This window comes from Mangrovimonas xylaniphaga, assembly GCF_001280435.1.
In the GTDB taxonomy this organism is placed as follows: domain Bacteria; phylum Bacteroidota; class Bacteroidia; order Flavobacteriales; family Flavobacteriaceae; genus Mangrovimonas_A; species Mangrovimonas_A xylaniphaga.
Genome location: NZ_LBIP01000018.1, coordinates 54,511 through 70,707 on the forward strand (window position 1 = coordinate 54,511; position 16,197 = coordinate 70,707).

At 37.4% G+C, this 16,197-nt stretch carries 14 protein-coding genes; 1 reads left to right on the top strand and 13 read right to left on the bottom strand.

The features are described from left to right. Positions 1 to 15: 15 nt before the first annotated feature. The 5 genes from ZA06_RS11340 to ZA06_RS11360 form a co-directional block, all read right to left on the bottom strand. Positions 16 to 1,980: a DUF3857 domain-containing protein gene (locus ZA06_RS11340; protein ID WP_053977596.1), complete on the bottom strand. Its 1,965-nt coding sequence runs from the start codon at positions 1,978 to 1,980 to the stop codon at positions 16 to 18. A gap of 5 nt (positions 1,981 to 1,985) precedes the next feature. Continuing rightward, positions 1,986 to 3,353 carry a 3'-5' exonuclease family protein gene (locus ZA06_RS11345; protein ID WP_053977597.1) on the bottom strand — a complete coding sequence of 456 codons (1,368 nt, stop codon included), beginning with the start codon at positions 3,351 to 3,353 and terminating at the stop codon, positions 1,986 to 1,988. 23 nt (positions 3,354 to 3,376) lie between these two features. After that, positions 3,377 to 4,033 (bottom strand): YggS family pyridoxal phosphate-dependent enzyme, encoded by a 657-nt coding sequence (locus ZA06_RS11350; RefSeq protein WP_053977598.1) that lies wholly within the window; start codon positions 4,031 to 4,033, stop codon positions 3,377 to 3,379. A gap of 153 nt (positions 4,034 to 4,186) precedes the next feature. Further along, the gene (locus ZA06_RS11355) at positions 4,187 to 5,077 is read right to left on the bottom strand and encodes a 3-hydroxyacyl-CoA dehydrogenase family protein (protein ID WP_053977599.1); all 891 of its coding nucleotides are present in this window, start codon (positions 5,075 to 5,077) and stop codon (positions 4,187 to 4,189) included. Between the two features lie 119 nt (positions 5,078 to 5,196). Continuing rightward, entirely contained in the window at positions 5,197 to 6,156 is a 960-nt protein-coding gene (locus ZA06_RS11360) for a Gfo/Idh/MocA family protein (RefSeq protein ID WP_053977600.1), read from the bottom strand. 155 nt (positions 6,157 to 6,311) lie between these two features. On the opposite strand from ZA06_RS11360, the gene ZA06_RS11365 reads away from it, so the two are divergent. Further along, a complete protein-coding gene (locus tag ZA06_RS11365) occupies positions 6,312 to 6,953 on the top strand; it encodes a protein-L-isoaspartate(D-aspartate) O-methyltransferase (protein WP_053978067.1) in 642 nt (213 codons plus the stop codon). Here the strand turns inward: ZA06_RS11365 and ZA06_RS11370 are convergent. The 8 genes from ZA06_RS11370 to clpB all read right to left on the bottom strand — a co-directional run bounded on the left by ZA06_RS11370 (position 6,950) and on the right by clpB (position 16,184). Then, positions 6,950 to 7,492: a hypothetical protein gene (locus ZA06_RS11370; RefSeq protein WP_053977601.1), complete on the bottom strand. Its 543-nt coding sequence runs from the start codon at positions 7,490 to 7,492 to the stop codon at positions 6,950 to 6,952. The genes ZA06_RS11365 and ZA06_RS11370 overlap by 4 nt on opposite strands. A gap of 31 nt (positions 7,493 to 7,523) precedes the next feature. After that, on the bottom strand, positions 7,524 to 9,995 hold the full coding sequence (locus ZA06_RS11375; RefSeq protein ID WP_053977602.1) for a DUF5686 and carboxypeptidase regulatory-like domain-containing protein: 2,472 nt from the start codon (positions 9,993 to 9,995) through the stop codon (positions 7,524 to 7,526). 102 nt (positions 9,996 to 10,097) lie between these two features. Continuing rightward, positions 10,098 to 10,556: an SsrA-binding protein SmpB gene (smpB, locus tag ZA06_RS11380; RefSeq protein ID WP_053977603.1), complete on the bottom strand. Its 459-nt coding sequence runs from the start codon at positions 10,554 to 10,556 to the stop codon at positions 10,098 to 10,100. A 73-nt stretch (positions 10,557 to 10,629) separates the two neighbouring features. Next, positions 10,630 to 11,133 carry a SixA phosphatase family protein gene (locus ZA06_RS11385; RefSeq protein ID WP_053977604.1) on the bottom strand — a complete coding sequence of 168 codons (504 nt, stop codon included), beginning with the start codon at positions 11,131 to 11,133 and terminating at the stop codon, positions 10,630 to 10,632. Between the two features lie 92 nt (positions 11,134 to 11,225). Further along, the gene (gene deoC / locus ZA06_RS11390) at positions 11,226 to 11,888 is read right to left on the bottom strand and encodes a deoxyribose-phosphate aldolase (protein ID WP_053977605.1); all 663 of its coding nucleotides are present in this window, start codon (positions 11,886 to 11,888) and stop codon (positions 11,226 to 11,228) included. Between the two features lie 231 nt (positions 11,889 to 12,119). Further along, positions 12,120 to 12,995, bottom strand: a complete 876-nt coding sequence (locus ZA06_RS11395) for a TraB/GumN family protein (protein ID WP_053977606.1) — start codon at positions 12,993 to 12,995, stop codon at positions 12,120 to 12,122. Positions 12,996 to 13,023: 28 nt separating this feature from the next. Further along, entirely contained in the window at positions 13,024 to 13,413 is a 390-nt protein-coding gene (locus ZA06_RS11400; protein WP_053977607.1) for an STAS/SEC14 domain-containing protein, read from the bottom strand. 161 nt (positions 13,414 to 13,574) lie between these two features. After that, entirely contained in the window at positions 13,575 to 16,184 is a 2,610-nt protein-coding gene (gene clpB, locus ZA06_RS11405; RefSeq protein ID WP_053977608.1) for an ATP-dependent chaperone ClpB, read from the bottom strand. Positions 16,185 to 16,197 lie beyond the last annotated feature (13 nt).

The following is a 16,197-nucleotide window of genomic DNA, read 5'->3' on the forward strand; positions in this document are numbered from 1 at the left end:
AAAGTACTAAAAGATTTAGGATTTTTTCTCCAATACAATCAGGGAGTTGTGTTGTATGTCAACAATTTTTCCAAAGAAAACTTTTAGGCTTTTATAATACTCAGGACCGTAAATAGATTCCTTAAAATCAAATTTGAGGTAAAGCATAACATTGTTGTCTTCTTTTTTAGAATTGAATATTAGGGTACCTGTATTGTTGGGTAATGAGATTGTGAAATTTTCAGGGATTTCTAAGATATCTAAATCATCTGCCACTTGTATTTGTAGTTTATACATAAAGGAATCATTAAAACCAAAGTCGATAGGGTAGTTTCGCTCTTGCAGTTTAAAAGGATTTTGTGAGAAGAATTTTAGCAAAAATGGATTGATATAAATTTTGTTGCCTGATTCGTTGAGTGGATATGAAATTTCCAAATTTTCTAAAAATTCGTAATCCGATTTGTTTTGGGTTGTTACCTCATGGTTTATTATTTCGATATCTTCAAATTTTTTGAAGTAGCTATCATAGTAATCGTCTCTGTTACTATGGAATTTTTTCTTGTTAGGTAGTGCGTGGTAACCAGTAGACCTTAGGTTAATATTGCCAGATAAAACATTGTCGGTGTCAAGTTTCAGGTCTAGACTTTGTACTATAACAGAATTTTTTCTAGGGGAAATTTCTATCCATTCACTTCCTTTATCAAAATCTAAAAGTCGTCCATCTCTATTTAAACATTTGAATGGTATTTCTCCAAAATCCAAGAATTCATCTGTAGCATCCAGCAAAAAGCTCTCACGGCCAATATTGACTTGTACAATTAAATAGTTAAAATCGGATAGGACAGGGTATAGTTTAGTGACAAATCCATTGCCTCTAGTAGACAAAAGCACAGGTTTAGCATCAATGCCTTGTTCATTTAAGAGGTTATGAAGTAAAATGTTGATTTCAGAAACACAACCACTTTTGTTTTTAATCAAATCTTTGACAGATACATCCTTGAAAAGATTATATTTTTTATTCCATCGAAAATTCTCTTGAACATATTTATAAATAAGTAGAGCTTTATCTAAAGGCGAATCAATTCCAGACAAAAGATTCGTCATTTCATCACTTAATCCACTGTTTTTAAGGAACTGCCTTCCTATATCTTTGTCTGTTTTTAGTTCGTGATCAACTGTTTTCCAAGATTTAGTATAATTATTAATAGAGCCATCAAATCCCTTGAATGTTTTTAGCTCGTAGTCAATTCTAGCCAAATAATTTTCTTTAGTGGTCATGTAGTCTTCTTCAACAAAGGCAGGGATATTTTCCATGGCATAAGTGCTTACTGCACAACCCGAATAGGCGCCTCGAGCACCACTGAGACAATTAGGCTCAATATGGGAATCGTTTTTTACCAATTTTTGGGATCCCACAAGTTTTATATTATACTCCCAATTACCTGGAATACTAGTTTCATACTCACTGTAAAGCTTTGGAATATCTCCTTGAAACTCCCATGATTTATACTTAAACATATAAGGAGAGGTAAGGGTATAACTGTAAGTGATAACAGAACCTTCTTTAATATTTGGAAAGGTAAATTTCACCAAAGTATTGTGTTCATCATAGGTTTCCCTGAAAACCTCATTTTTTTTAAGTTTTACTTTGGTAACTTTCCCGTTTTCCAAATTATATACTGTAGCTTGAATGTTTTTGATATCTTCTTGGTTGGATTTATCGTTGTATAAATGAATAGTTATTGTTGCATTGCCAAATCCTTTCTTGTTAAGTATTTTAATTTTTTTGGTGATTTCAGTGTTTAGCTTATAAGTATTTTTGTTCACGTAGCTTTTGCCATACTCATAAAGCATCAAGGCATTGGCAGTTGTATCATTTGGGTAAATGTTTGTTTCGAGGTCACCTTTGGTAACGTTTAGGTCGACGGAGTTAAAAGGTGATTGTGAGAACAGGTAGAATGAGAAGAAAAGAAAAAGAATGGTTAAGGTTGGTTGTTTCATAAATTTTAAGAATTGGTTAAAGTAATTAGTTTTAATTTTTTATGTTTCCTCAAATAACTTTGAATTATGTGTTGGCTATCTCGGTTGTTTTCCATGGGGGTGATGATGGCATCCAAAATTTCAGGTTTGGTAATTTGATGGTTCAAATTGTAATACCCTAAACCAACAAAAGCCCCATTTTTAATGCTCACAACAGAACGTTCGTCCAATTCCCGTCCTTTGTCAATAATGAGCATGTCCTTGTCTCGATAGCTGTTTTTGTCAATAAATTCCATTACCCTTGAGTTATAGTTCTCGTGGGGTTCTTCTTTAACGCAAGCTCCAAGGCACTCCTTGATGGTATAATTGAAACAATTACGGGAAGTAGGGTAGAGTCCTGCCAATTTTTGACACAATTGAAATTCTTCTACAATCTTAAAAAGAAATTGTTTGGCGCTTTGTTTGGTTGTAAATGTGGTAATGGGGTGTTTACGTCCGTCGGTTTTGTCAATTTTTAGGTTGATATAACCTGCTTCATCTTTATGTGAATAAAGAGCAAAAGTAAAGTTGTTTCGTCGTAATGCTCTATTAAAAAGTGGTTTGTTACGTTTAATCTCGGCACTTTCCTTTAAAAGTGCAACAAGTTCGCTACCTGTTTCTTCATAGGTAACTGCAGCAGTTTGCAGTTGTAATTTTTTCGATTTGGTTGTAGTGGCCGAAAAATGTTGACTTACTCTATTTTTGATGTTGTTGCTTTTTCCTATGTAAATGATTTCACCATCATCATTATGCAAATAGTAGACGCCAGTCACATTGGGCAATTCATCAATAATTCGTTTTAAATTGGGGTTGATTTGCTTCTGGTCAGACTTTAAAGCATCTTGAATTATATACTTGTCCAAATCCTTGTTCAGGATCATTTTGAAAAGCTTCACCGTTGCCATGGCATCCCCAGCAGCACGATGTCTATCGCTTACAGGGATTCCTAAAGATCTTGCCAATTTTCCCAAACTATAAGAGTCCTGCCCAGGAATCAACTTTTTCGACAATTCAACGGTACAAAGGGTTTTTCGTTTGTAGCCAAAACCTAAGCGTTTGAATTCGGTTTTCAGAATTCGGTAGTCAAATTGGGCATTGTGGGCTACGATAATGCAGTCTTCCGTAATTTCTACTATACGTTTGGCTACTTCGTAAAACTTAGGAGCATTTCGAAGCATGTTATTGTTGATGCCCGTAAGGTTGACCACAAAAGGCTGAATTTCGCGTTCGGGATTCACTAGGCTTACAAATTGGTCTACTACTTTATGGCCATCAAATTTGTAAATGGCTATTTCGGTAATGCCTTCCTCGTTGTACTTTCCTCCGGTAGTTTCTATGTCAAGTATTGCGTAAATAACGTTGCTTTCTTCTGTGAAAATTATAAATAATTGCGCTCGCCAAAAATACTGCTTCCAACCCTAACCATGGTGCTGCCACATTCAATGGCAAGGGGGTAGTCGCCACTCATTCCCATAGAGATGATTTCCATTGGGTGAAAAGTATTAAGCTGCTCAAATGTAGTTTTTAAATTGGAAAACTCCTTTTTTATTTGGGCCTCATCATCGGTAAATGTCGCCATACCCATAACGCCAACAATGGCAATATGTTTTAAATTGGAAATAGAGCCATCTTGCAATAAGTTTACAGCTTCCTCCGTACTCATGCCAAATTTTGAATCTTCCTCGGCAATTTTAATCTGAAGTAAACACTTGATAATTCTATTGTGCTTTTGAGCCTGCTTGTCAATTTCCTGTAATAATTTAAGGTTGTCAACCCCGTGGATAAGGCTTACAAAGTGTGCCATGTACTTTACCTTATTACGCTGTACATGACCAATCATATGCCACTCAATGTCCTTTGGGAGCTCTTCATATTTTTCAGCCATTTCCTGTATTTTGTTTTCACCAAAAATACGCTGGCCACTATTGTAGGCTTCCAAGATGTCACTAACGGGTTTGGTTTTGGAAACCGCAACCAAGGTGACATGTTCAGGTAATTGAGATTTTATATGCTGAAGATTGTGTTGAATATCCATTTCTTACAAGTGTTTAATGAAACTTGGCTTCAAATCCTTCTTTAGTAGATCTGAAGGAATCTTGATAACTGTAAGTTTAGCTTTTCTCTAATAGGAGGAATAGCTAAAAATCAAATACCGATGTAGCGTTTCCATTACATCGGTATGGTATTGTTATTTTAAAAATTGAGAAGCGACCACTTCAGCTTTTTTGCTGCTTGAGTAATCGTAAAAACCTTCACCAGATTTTACTCCCAGTTTTCCTGCACGCACCATGTTTACCAATAATGGACAAGGTGCATATTTTGGGTTTTTGAACCCTTCGTACATTACATTTAGAATTGACAGGCAAACGTCCAATCCAATAAAGTCGGCCAATTGTAATGGTCCCATTGGGTGCGCCATTCCTAATTTCATTACCGTATCAATTTCGGCTACTCCTGCAACACCGTTGTAAAGTGTTTCTATGGATTCGTTAAGCATTGGCATTAAAATACGATTTGCTACAAAACCTGGGTAATCGTTTACTTCAACTGGAACCTTATCCAAAGCTTTAGACAATTCCATAATGGTATTGGTTACTTCGTCGCTAGTGTTGTACCCACGAATGATCTCTACCAATTTCATAATAGGCACAGGATTCATAAAGTGCATCCCAATAACCTTTGTTGGGCGGGAGGTAGCGGCAGCAATTTGAGTAATCGAGATAGAAGACGTGTTAGTGGCCAGAATGGTGTTTTCATCACAAGCTTCGTCTAATTGCTCAAATATTTTTAGTTTAAGATCAACGTTTTCTGTTGCAGCTTCAACTACCAAATCCGAAGTTTTTACGCCTTCAGCAATAGAGGTAAAGGTGGTGATGTTATTTAGTGTTTCCAGTTTGTCTGCTTCAGTGATTTTTTCCTTGGCAACCATTCTGTCTAAATTCTTGGCAATGGTATTCAAGCCTCTTTCAAGAGAAGCTTCACTAATATCGATAAGGTGAACATTGAAGCCTTTTTGGGCAAAGGTGTGTGCGATTCCATTTCCCATGGTGCCAGCTCCAATAACTGCTATATTTTTCATATATATTAAAATTTGTGTCCCTTTGTTCTTGGAAAGGGGGTATTATTAAACTCTTGCTAATTTGGGTATTGCAATAGTGGATACTAGCAATAAATGGTTGGTTGAAATGTGATGTCAGTCTAAAACTGATCAATAATCATATGAGCTACACGAAGCGCTTCTGTTCCATCAAGTAAAGTCACAACAGGAGCCGTATCTGTATTGATAGCATGTGCAAATGATTCCAACTCATCCAAAATGGCATTGTTGGCCGTGATGTCTGGATTGTCAAAATAGATTTGTTTCTTCACGCCTTCGGCATTTTGTAGGATCATATCAAAGTCTCCAGGATGTTCTGGGGCATCTTTCATTTTTACCACTTCGCATTTTTTCTCCAAAAAGTCTACGGAGATGTAAGCGTCGCGTTGGAAGAAACGCGTTTTGCGCATGTTTTTCAAAGAAATTCTGCTAGCCGTTAGGTTGGCTACACAGCCATTTTCAAACTCTATTCTAGCATTGGCAATGTCTGGAGTATCGCTAATAACAGAAACACCACTGGCCGAAACGTTTTTAATTTTTGAATTCACCACGCTTAGAATAACGTCGATGTCATGGATCATCAAATCCAAAACCACAGGAACATCAGTTCCTCTAGGGTTGAATTCCGCTAATCGGTGGGTTTCTATAAACATTGGGTTATGTACGCTTTCCTTAACGGCAATAAAGGCAGGATTGAAACGCTCTACATGTCCCACTTGCCCACGAAGTCCATTTTCAGCCAAAAGTTCCCTGATGTGCTCGGCTTCTTCGATGGTATTTGTAATAGGTTTTTCTATAAAGATATGTTTGCCCTTGGCAATGGCCTTTTTGGCACACTCATAATGCGATAGAGTAGGCGTTACAATGTCCACCATATCCACAGCATCTATAAGTTGGTCGATGTCTTTAAAGTAGGTGTACCCAAATTCTTCTACAACTTTTTGGGCATTGGCTTCATTGGGATCGTAGAACCCAACAAGCTCATATTTATCTGATTGATTGAGTAATCTTAAGTGAATTTTTCCAAGATGACCAGCACCAAGAACTCCTGCTTTCAACATGTTTTTGAGTTTTTAACAAAACTAAGTATTTTTCATTATTTGGGGGCTGAAAAATGGAATAAAATGACCTTGCAAAGGGAGTTGATAAAACAGGGAATTTTAATTTTTGCCTTTAAAATGTTTGAAGTAATTTTGCCTTGAAAAGCTTACCAACATTGAAAGACACGTTTAAACATCAAGGAATGAGACAGCAACTTGTAGAAGTTGTTAGAGCTAAAGGAATTACCAATGAAAAGGTTTTAAAAGCCATCGGTACCATCCCAAGGCATTTGTTTATGGATTCTAGTTTTTTGGATCACGCATATCAAGATAAGGCGTTTCCAATTGCGGCAGACCAAACCATTTCCCAACCTTATACCGTGGCATTTCAAACCGAACTTTTAAATATCAAACCGGGAGACCAAATATTGGAAATTGGTACAGGAAGTGGCTATCAAACAGCAGTTTTGTGCTTGATGGGTGCTAAAGTATTCAGTATTGAGCGTCAACAGGAATTGTTCAGAATCACCAGTAAGTTTTTGCCAAAATTGGGCTATCGCCCTAAAAAGCTAATTTTTGGAGATGGCTATAAAGGGATGCCTGAAGAAGCACCTTTTGATGGTATCATTGTAACTGCAGGTGCTCCGTTTGTGCCTAAACCCTTGTTGAGCCAATTAAAAATTGGTGGTCGTTTGGTAATCCCTGTGGGAGTGGATGTGCAAACTATGACCCTCTTTATTAGAAAAGGACCAAAAGAGTTTGAACAACAAGAATTTGGTGAATTCCGTTTTGTTCCACTATTGGAAGATAAAAATTAAGGCTTTGGTAAATAGTCTTCAGGAATAGGAGTTCCTTCCGTTTCCAAAGTCCAATACAGATTTACAACCCACCAACGTTGCCCGTCAAAAAGCAATTCAATGCTGTCTATTCCTCTAAGGAATGGGGTTTCGTCTTGTTCGCTTCTGAAAGCTTCAAATGTGATAAAAGCGTGGGTTATATTTCCATAAGATTGGGTGACTCTGTGAACTTCTTTTTTGATGTAACCGTTTGCAAGAATCCAGTCATTGGTGGAATTGATGTAATCTTCCACCGAAAGATAATTGGTTTCGTAAATGCCTTTTACGCCATCTTTATAGGCGGGAATCAACTTTGCCTCGTTTTTAAAAAGGTATTTAAATAGTTTCCAATCGCGTTCAACTCCTTTTTCTCCTGAAATAGCTCCATAAAGGGAGGTAATTGTAGAGTCTAGTGTAATGGTTTTTCCTAGGTAGCTCACTGGAGCTTCTTCGGCTTCCTGAGCATTGATGTTACAAATAGTGGCTAAAAAAAGTAAGGATGTAAGGGCGAAAGTTTTCATGCGGTTCACTAAAAAAATTTGCTAAAATTAATCAATTAAAGAGTTTCAACCCAAAAATAAAGGCGTCACTTTGAAATCCGTTTTGGTAAGAGCGCACATAATCAAGTCTTAAGAACCTGAATTTTCCCCAGCCAATGTTGTCTATTCCAACCGAATATTCTTGGTAAGGTTTATAGGTTTCAGAGGAAAGAGCATGGGCACCAACAATCAAGTTGTAATTTAATTTATTCAGCATTGGAATTTTACCTAAAATGTATCCACTAAAGTTGTGTTCGGCATGAAATTCCAAATAATTGTCGTTTGTGCTTAAGGAATAGTAAGGCAAATTGTTAAATACATTGGTATAGCTTCCAGAGGAACTAACATGGGTTTGGTTGCCATTGAAATGTTGGTAATCCATAAATGCAATATCCTTAGCATTGAAAAAAGTCCCAGCTCTAAGGTTGTATGCAAAATCCCCTTTGTTACCAAGCTCCACATTTTGGAAAATGCGCAGTTTAAGTTGGTCAAAATTGTAAGCGTTAATAGAGGCTCCAAATCCTTTTTCGTAACCTATGGACAAGGTTGGGTATTTGGTTTCTATGACGGTGTATTTGCTGTCAGGATAACTAAAATATTCCTGTCCAAAATTAAAGGTGGCACTTAGGTTAAATTTGAAAATGTTGTGCGTATTGAACGGTGCAATGCCAAAGGCTGTTTCATCCAACGGGTTATTACTAGTGTAGGTATCGTCACTTTCGTTGATAAAGGTGGTATCTGTGGTGTTGAAAAGTGGTTTCCTGCGTTCGTAGCTTATGTTGCTGTACAATTTGAAGCCATTGAAAAGTTCCTTTGAAAAGCTTATTTCAGCATAACTTTTATCGTAAAGTTTCATGTAATTATCTTCAAAGAACAGAGAACTAATACTGTTTATTAATTTTGAAATTGGCTCTGCTCCATTAAATTGTTGGGTGGTTACACCTCCCGAAACCATTAGATATGGTCTACTTATATTATTAAATTTATAATGAGCTGAAAAGACGCCTCGCAATCTCTGATCTCCTAAGCCGTAATTAAGGGTTGCTCTTGTGAAGAAATAGCGTTTGAATTCATCGATGTTTTTTGTGTGGTGAATACCAACAGAACTATTAAAACCCTGAACCGTATTAAAATTAAGCGCTGAAAGGGGAGAGGAAACACCTAAACTCCATTTTTCATAGGAATTGGAAAATGTATAACCAGAAAAGATATCGGAAAATTTGAACTTATTGGATACCCTGTCTGTGGAATCCAAATAGGTTTTAGACCTTTTGATTGTTTGAATACTATCTTTTTTTAAATAATCTTGAATTTCTTCCTCGGTTAGGGGGACAGGTCTATTGATCTCCCAATACAAGGAGTCTTTTTTGTTGGCTTCCTCTTTAAAGGAGAGTATTTCTTTTCCAAAATTGCGTTTTGAAAATTCTGGATTGAAATTGTAATCACTATAGACAGAAGTGTAATGGCCTTCTCCATTGATACCAAACATGCCAAAGGAAAAATCAATGTTTTGCGACATCAAGGCCCAAACCTTATCCTGTTGGGAGTAGGAGAAATTTTGTTTAAGAGTGATGGTGTCGGCTCCAGGGATTTGTGCCTGTTGGCCGGTAGTCGTTAATTCAAGAGCGTAAATGGTCCATTGGTCTTCCACAATATACATATGTCCTTCAAATACCCGATCGTTTTTGCGTTTCGGGGTGACCTTTATTTTATTGATAAGGTTTCCAAAATCGTCATAGAAAATCCCTTCCAAAGTGTAGCGGTAATAGTTAAAGGCGTATTCTGCAATTGGGGAAATGAGAGGATTTTCTAAATCAATGGTGTTGTTGTAAAAGTTGAAATTGGCATCCATGGCCGTATTAAAGCTAAAGCCGTTGTCGTCGCCACTAACCTTTGAGGCAATAATAGTTTCCTTGAGTTTGTTGGGGTAGAGGTAGTCAATTTTTGAAACAGTTTCTGAAAGGTAAATGATTCCACTTCTAGTAGAATCCAAACCGCCTCCCAAATCTCCCAACTCCTGACCTAAAATGGCTTTTGGAGCATTTTTGATTTTCAGTAATCCCCTGGAATAGTAGTGAGCATTGAAGGCTTTGATGAGCTCAAGGTTCTCTTTTCGTTTGTCTATGGTAGCCCTCATGATTTTGTTGGCTGGATTTTCGTTGGTTTTTACAACGACTTCCTGAAGGGATATTTCTTCTTCCTGCAAAATCACGTCCAATTGATATGGGAAGTTTTCAATGGCTACTGTTTTTTTGAGGGTTTTATAACCTAAATATTTAAAGGTAATTGTATAAGTTTTGGGAGCGGAGACGTTCAGCTCATAAACGCCATTATCGTTACTGGTAGTGCCTGTGTAGGTGTTTTCAATATAAATATTAACAAAGGCTAAAGGGGTATTATTGCTGTCTTTTACAGTCCCTTGAATTTGCGCTAAGGCATAAAACGTCTGCAAAAAACTAAAAAGTAAGACTAGTTTTTGTTTCATATAGGTGTTGGTTGATGGAGCAAGAAGTTTTTTTAAAAATGTCCGTGTATGAACTTTTGGTTATAAACATATGGAAAAGTACTGTTATAACCATTTAAAAAATTACTTGTAAATTTTCTTGATACGATCCAAATTACGCTTGTTGTCGCGGTCTTTGATAGTGTCCCTTTTATCGTAAAGTTTTTTACCTTTTGCCAAAGCAATGTCCATTTTGGCGTATCCTTTTTCGTTGATGAACACACGAAGCGGTACAATGGTAAGTCCTTTTACGGTTACGTCCTTCTGAAGTTTTTTAAGCTCCTTTTTGTTAAGAAGTAGTTTGCGTTCGGCCTTTGGTTTGTGGTTGTAGTAGTTACCGTAAACGTATTCCTGAATGGTCATGTTGATGACAAACAGTTCGCCACGGTCGTTAAATTCGCAAAAACTCTCGGCAATGGAGGCCTTACTATCCCGGATGGATTTTATTTCGGTACCTGTTAAAACAATTCCTGCAGTATAAGTGTCAAGAATTTCGAATTCAAACTTGGCTCTTTTATTTTTTATGTTGACCGTTTTTTGCATAGCACAAAACTACGTTTTTTATAATTTATGCTAAATACCTTTTGAGAATTTTATTGCGGTTTCAGAGAAGTCTTTAGTCTATGGTAAGTATATAGTCGGTGACAGTTTCTTTAGATAATACAACAATATATAGGAAGCTGTTGTTGTTGTCTTCCATCATGAGATATTTGTCTTGGGAAATGAGGGCGTTTGTCGTGGCAGGCGTTGTGTTGCTGTGGCCAACAATAAGTACAGTTTGCCCTTTTGTGTCGTTTAGGAAGGTGTTTATATCTAAGTTGTTCGGATCGTATAGTTCAATTTCGATGTTGAATCTTTTGGCAATAGGGGCTACGGTTTCCAAAGTTCTATAGTAGTCTGTAGAAAAAATACGATCCAAAGGAACTTGGCTAAATATACTGTCCCATTGGTTAGCTCGTTTTAACCCAATTTCTGAAAGGTGGGGGTTTGGGTTGGAAAGATCTGTTCTGTCTTTTTCTGCATGCCGAATTAAAAAGTAAGTGGAAGTTTTATTGCTCGATTCTTGTGAAAAACCTTGAAAAGACAATAGTAAAAGAAACAAAAGACAGAAGGGTTTCATGTTGGATACTAATGGATTATATCCAAATATAAAACAAATTAGGGCCGAAGCCCTAATCTAATGTTTTGAAATTCAATAAGTTTTGCTGCTTGTTAGTCTTCGACCTGTAAAGCTTTATCTGTAACAATGGCAACTCCGGCCGATGTTCCAATCCTGTCTACACCTATATCAATATATTTTTGAGCGGTTTCATAATCTTTTATACCACCAGAGGCTTTAATCTTGGCATTATTACGAACCGTTTTCTTAATGATTTTTACTGCTGTTAAAGTTGCTCCGCTATTTGAGAAACCTGTTGAGGTTTTGATGAAATCGGCTTTGGCATCCATGCAGATTTCACAGGCTTTGATGATTTCGTTTTTGGACAATTCGCTAATTTCAAGAATTACTTTAAGCGGAATGCGTCCTATAGCTTGTTTTACATCACTAATGTCTTTGTATACAGCAACGTAATTTTTACTTTTTAAAAAGCCAATGTTTATTACCATGTCTATTTCGTTGGCTCCTTGGTTTACGGCAGCTTTAGCTTCGCAAACTTTAGCTTCGGTGGACATGGCTCCTAAAGGAAACCCAACAACTGTGCATACTTTTACATCTGTTTTTTCCAAAAGTTGATGGGCAAGAGGAACATAACAACCGTTCACGCAAACAGAATAAAAATGATGTTTTTTTGCGTCGTTACATAAGTCTATAATGTCCCTTTCGGAAGTGGTGGGTTTTAATACCGTGTGGTCTATGTATTTACTAATCTTCATGTTTCAGTAGGTTTAATATTGATTTGATGTAAGCTTTCTTAAATTAGTCATTTAAAGGAAGTTACAAGTCAATAGTGTCTATGTAATTGGGGAATTAATAGCGGGTCAAAATTAAGAAATTAATCTTAATTAGATAAAGTGAAAACTTAAACTTTATTGCCTTTGAACGAAAAATTCCACAAAAATTAACAAGTTTTGGGACTTGATAAATGAGTATCTGGTTGAATGCGATTAGGGTAGGACGGCTTCCACGGTATATCCCGCTTTTCGCAATAATGAAAGGACTCCATTGTCTCCGGATAAATGTCCGGCGCCAACTCCAAAAAAGGTAGGTTGTTCTTTGGAAAAGCTGCCAATTTTTGCAATCCATGTTTTATTGCGTTCGTCCAGCATTTTGTTTTGGTATTTAGCTGTCAATGTAGAGTCGTCTACCAATAAAAGATTGTAAAGGCCGTCTAGGTCCTTGTTTTCATAAAGACTCATCATTTCAGTAATGTTTGCTCTGTCGCTTGCCATATTGTCTTTAGCGGATTTTAGGAGTTCCTGAATTTGGTCTTCATAGGGAATTTCGTCAAACAATTGCATTTGCTGTTCAATGCTTTCCAATCCTTCAACGTCTTCTTTTTGATCTTTGGTAACGGCCATTAATTCGTTTTCATAAGATTGAATAGGGCACCCTAGAAGTTTTGGATACAACATGGCACTTAAAAAGAAAGGTTTAATGTTTCCCAATAGATCTAGAGGCATTCCGGTTTGGGTTTTTATAAAATCTGAAAGGAGTTGGTAATCTGCTTCCGAAACATAATCCTTAATGGTTTTTCCGTCTTTCATGTACATTTCCTGCATCATTTTTGATTGTATTTCTGGATGGTCCATATCGATCTCTAGGACCAAAAGGGAAGTGTTGTCCAGGGCGGTTTTCACTGTTTGGTCCAATGAAGCATTACAGGTAATGTGAATGGTACCGAAAATATATGAAGGCGCTTCAAGGTCGTTTCCAGATATTTTCCAAAGCAAGGAGTTGTTGGTTTCCTGTGCAATTGTGATTGTTGAAATAAGAACTATTGCAGTGTTTAGAATGGTTCGGGAAAAAGATGTTAATGACATTTTTATTTAATATTAAAGTAGATTGGGGTTATTGTTTTTGGTGGAAATCTGTCAGGATTTTGTGAGCCCATTGGATTGCCTCAGACAAGGTATTAAAAATCTTGTACGGTTTATCGAAAAAATTCTTTTCGTATTCCGCGTTTTGGCGCATTATTCTGGTGTCTGTCACTATAGCAATTCCTGCAAGATTGGGGATTTTTTCTGTTTCCACATAAGTTAATGGATCTACAGAGTAGGAGTTGACGCGATTGGATATATACACAAATTGTTTTCCCGAATAATGGGTTTCTACAATCTCGTTCAATCTTTCGTTATGTTTGGGGTGAATGTCGGCGCCTTCCCTGATTTGCATGATCAAGAAATCATCAAACACCAAAATTTCGGCACTTGGAAAATCGTAATAATAGAACCTTCCCATAAAACTCAATTTTAAAAGTTAAAGGGGCTTTGCTTTTTGATAAAAAAAGCAACGCTAACCTAATTAAAGGGTCGCGTTGCCTAACACCAATCAACCAAATTATTATGAAACGTCCTAGCGGACATTTAAACTCCAATGGCGGTTAACCACTGAAGTTTTCGTTAAAGTTCTTCAGTGACCATATTGGCCTGGTTCCTGAAGACTAATTTGTCATCAAATGCATCTAGAAGGATCACACTGTCTGTGGTAACTTTTCCAGAAAGAATCTCTTTACTCAATTCATTGAGTACTTCTTTTTGAATGACTCTTTTTACTGGTCTGGCACCGTACTCTGGATTGTATCCCTTCTCTGCAAGGTATTCAATGGCTTCTCTTGTGGCATCAAACGTAATGCCTTGTTGGCCTATTATTTTTGTGAGTCCTTTTAATTGTAACTCTACAATTTCCAAAATATTTTCTTTGGATAAAGGCGTAAACATAATGGTTTCGTCTATTCTGTTTAAAAATTCGGGTCTTACTGTTTGTTTTAGTAAGGCCAACACGTCAATTTTGGCAGCTTCCATAGCGGAATCAATATCCTTGGTAGCTTCAAAACGCTCTTGTATAATCTGACTTCCCATATTGGAGGTCATAATGATGATTGTATTTTTGAAATCTGCTAAACGCCCTTTGTTGTCCGTAAGGTGTCCTTCATCTAATACTTGTAACAAGATATTGAAAGTATCTGGGTGCGCCTTTTCAATTTCATCCAAAAGCACTACGGAATAAGGTTTGCGTCTTACAGCTTCTGTCAATTGTCCTCCTTCATCATAGCCCACATATCCTGGAGGCGCTCCTACCAATCGGCTCACGGCATGACGCTCTTGGTATTCGCTCATGTCTATTCTGGTCATGGCGTTTTCGTCATCGAATAAGTACTCAGCCAAAGCCTTTGCCAATTCGGTTTTACCTACACCGGTGGTTCCAAGGAATAGGAAGGTCCCAATTGGTTTTTTAGGGTTCTGTAGGCCTGCACGGCTTCTTCGCACGGCATCACTTACCGCCGTAATGGCTTCGTCTTGTCCAACTACACGTTTGTGAAGTTGGTCTTCCAATTTTAATAATTTTTCACGTTCGCTTTGAAGCATTTTGGTAACAGGTATTCCTGTCCATTTGGCCACGACTTCTGCAATATCGTCATAGGTAACCTCTTCTTTAATTAAGGAGTTCTCATTTTGATTTTCATGAAGCTCCTTTTGAAGTTTTTCGAGACGTTCCTGACTTTCCTTTATTTTTCCATAACGGATTTCAGCAACTTTGCCGTAATCGCCATCACGCTCTGCGCGTTCTGCATCCAGTTTATAATTTTCAATTTCAAGTTTAGTGGCTTGAATATTGTCAACAACATCTTTTTCGCTTTTCCACTTGGCATTGATTTCGTTTCGCTCTTCTTTCAAATTGGCCAACTCAGAGCGCAAGGAATTTAATTTTGCCTCATCTTTTTCACGTTTAATGGCTTCAATCTCAATTTCCAATTGCATTATTTTTCTATCCAAAACATCCAATTCTTCAGGTTTTGAATTTATTTCCATACGCAATTTAGAAGCAGCTTCATCCATTAAGTCAATAGCCTTGTCAGGAAGAAATCTGTTGGTGATGTAACGTTCGGATAATTCTACGGCACCAATAATTGCTTCATCTTTGATACGCACCTTGTGATGGGTTTCGTATTTTTCCTTGATCCCTCTTAAAATGGAAATGGCACTTTCGGTATCGGGCTCATCTACCATTACTTTTTGGAAACGTCTTTCAAGAGCCTTGTCTTTTTCAAAATACTTTTGGTATTCGTCAAGGGTAGTGGCTCCAATGGCGCGCAATTCACCTCTAGCCAAAGCAGGTTTCAAAATATTGGCAGCATCCATCGCGCCTTGACCGCCTCCGGCGCCAACAAGGGTGTGTATTTCGTCTATGAATAGTACGATATCGCCATCACTTTCGGTAACTTCTTTGATAACCGCTTTTAAGCGTTCTTCAAATTCACCTTTGTATTTGGCACCTGCAATAAGCGCACCCATGTCTAAGGCAAAAATCTGTTTGTCCACCAAATTTTCAGGAACGTCACCATCTACAATACGATGGGCGAGTCCTTCGGCAATGGCTGTTTTACCAGTACCTGGTTCCCCAACCAAAATTGGATTGTTTTTGGTGCGTCTGGATAAAATTTGAAGAATTCTACGTATTTCTTCATCGCGACCAATTACGGGATCCAGTTTTCCATCTTTGGCCAATTGATTTAGGTTTTTGGAATATTTGTTTAGCGCGTTATAGGTATCCTCTTGACTTTGAGAAGTTACACGGTCGCCTTTTCGCAATTCGTTGATGCCTGCTGTTAGCGCTTTTTCAGTGACCCCTTGGTCCTTGAGCATTTGGGCTATTTTGCTATTGGATTTAAAAACAGCCAAGATTAAATGTTCAATGGATACAAAGTCGTCCTTCATTTTTTTTGCAATGATGGACGCTTCATTAAGTGTTTTTCCAGCTTCTCTGGACAACATAATGTCGCCTCCAGAAACTTTTGGAAAGCTCTCCAGTTGCTTGTCCAATGCCTGTTGTAGGACAAGGGTGTTTACATTCAATTTTTTAAGAATGAATGGTAATACGTTTTCATCAACTTCAGAAATAGCTTTAAAAATGTGCTCGTTTTCAATTTGTTGATGACCAAAACCCTGGGCGAGCTGCTGTGCTTGCTGTATGGCTTCTTGTGACTTTATTGTATAATTATTTAAGTTCATAGTTTGATTTTCT

Excerpts from the sequence above, each read along its gene's own strand:
- ZA06_RS11340 (WP_053977596.1), bottom strand. The coding sequence starts at position 1,980 with ATGAAACAACCAACCTTAACCATTCTTTTTCTTTTCTTCTCATTCTAC.
- ZA06_RS11350 (WP_053977598.1), bottom strand. The coding sequence starts at position 4,033 with ATGGATATTCAACACAATCTTCAGCATATAAAATCTCAATTACCTGAA.
- ZA06_RS11355 (WP_053977599.1), bottom strand. The coding sequence starts at position 5,077 with ATGAAAAATATAGCAGTTATTGGAGCTGGCACCATGGGAAATGGAATC.
- ZA06_RS11360 (WP_053977600.1), bottom strand. The coding sequence starts at position 6,156 with ATGTTGAAAGCAGGAGTTCTTGGTGCTGGTCATCTTGGAAAAATTCAC.
- ZA06_RS11370 (WP_053977601.1), bottom strand. The coding sequence starts at position 7,492 with ATGAAAACTTTCGCCCTTACATCCTTACTTTTTTTAGCCACTATTTGT.
- ZA06_RS11375 (WP_053977602.1), bottom strand. The coding sequence starts at position 9,995 with ATGAAACAAAAACTAGTCTTACTTTTTAGTTTTTTGCAGACGTTTTAT.
- smpB (WP_053977603.1), bottom strand. The coding sequence starts at position 10,556 with ATGCAAAAAACGGTCAACATAAAAAATAAAAGAGCCAAGTTTGAATTC.
- ZA06_RS11385 (WP_053977604.1), bottom strand. The coding sequence starts at position 11,133 with ATGAAACCCTTCTGTCTTTTGTTTCTTTTACTATTGTCTTTTCAAGGT.
- deoC (WP_053977605.1), bottom strand. The coding sequence starts at position 11,888 with ATGAAGATTAGTAAATACATAGACCACACGGTATTAAAACCCACCACT.
- ZA06_RS11395 (WP_053977606.1), bottom strand. The coding sequence starts at position 12,995 with ATGTCATTAACATCTTTTTCCCGAACCATTCTAAACACTGCAATAGTT.
- ZA06_RS11400 (WP_053977607.1), bottom strand. The coding sequence starts at position 13,413 with ATGGGAAGGTTCTATTATTACGATTTTCCAAGTGCCGAAATTTTGGTG.
- clpB (WP_053977608.1), bottom strand. The coding sequence starts at position 16,184 with ATGAACTTAAATAATTATACAATAAAGTCACAAGAAGCCATACAGCAA.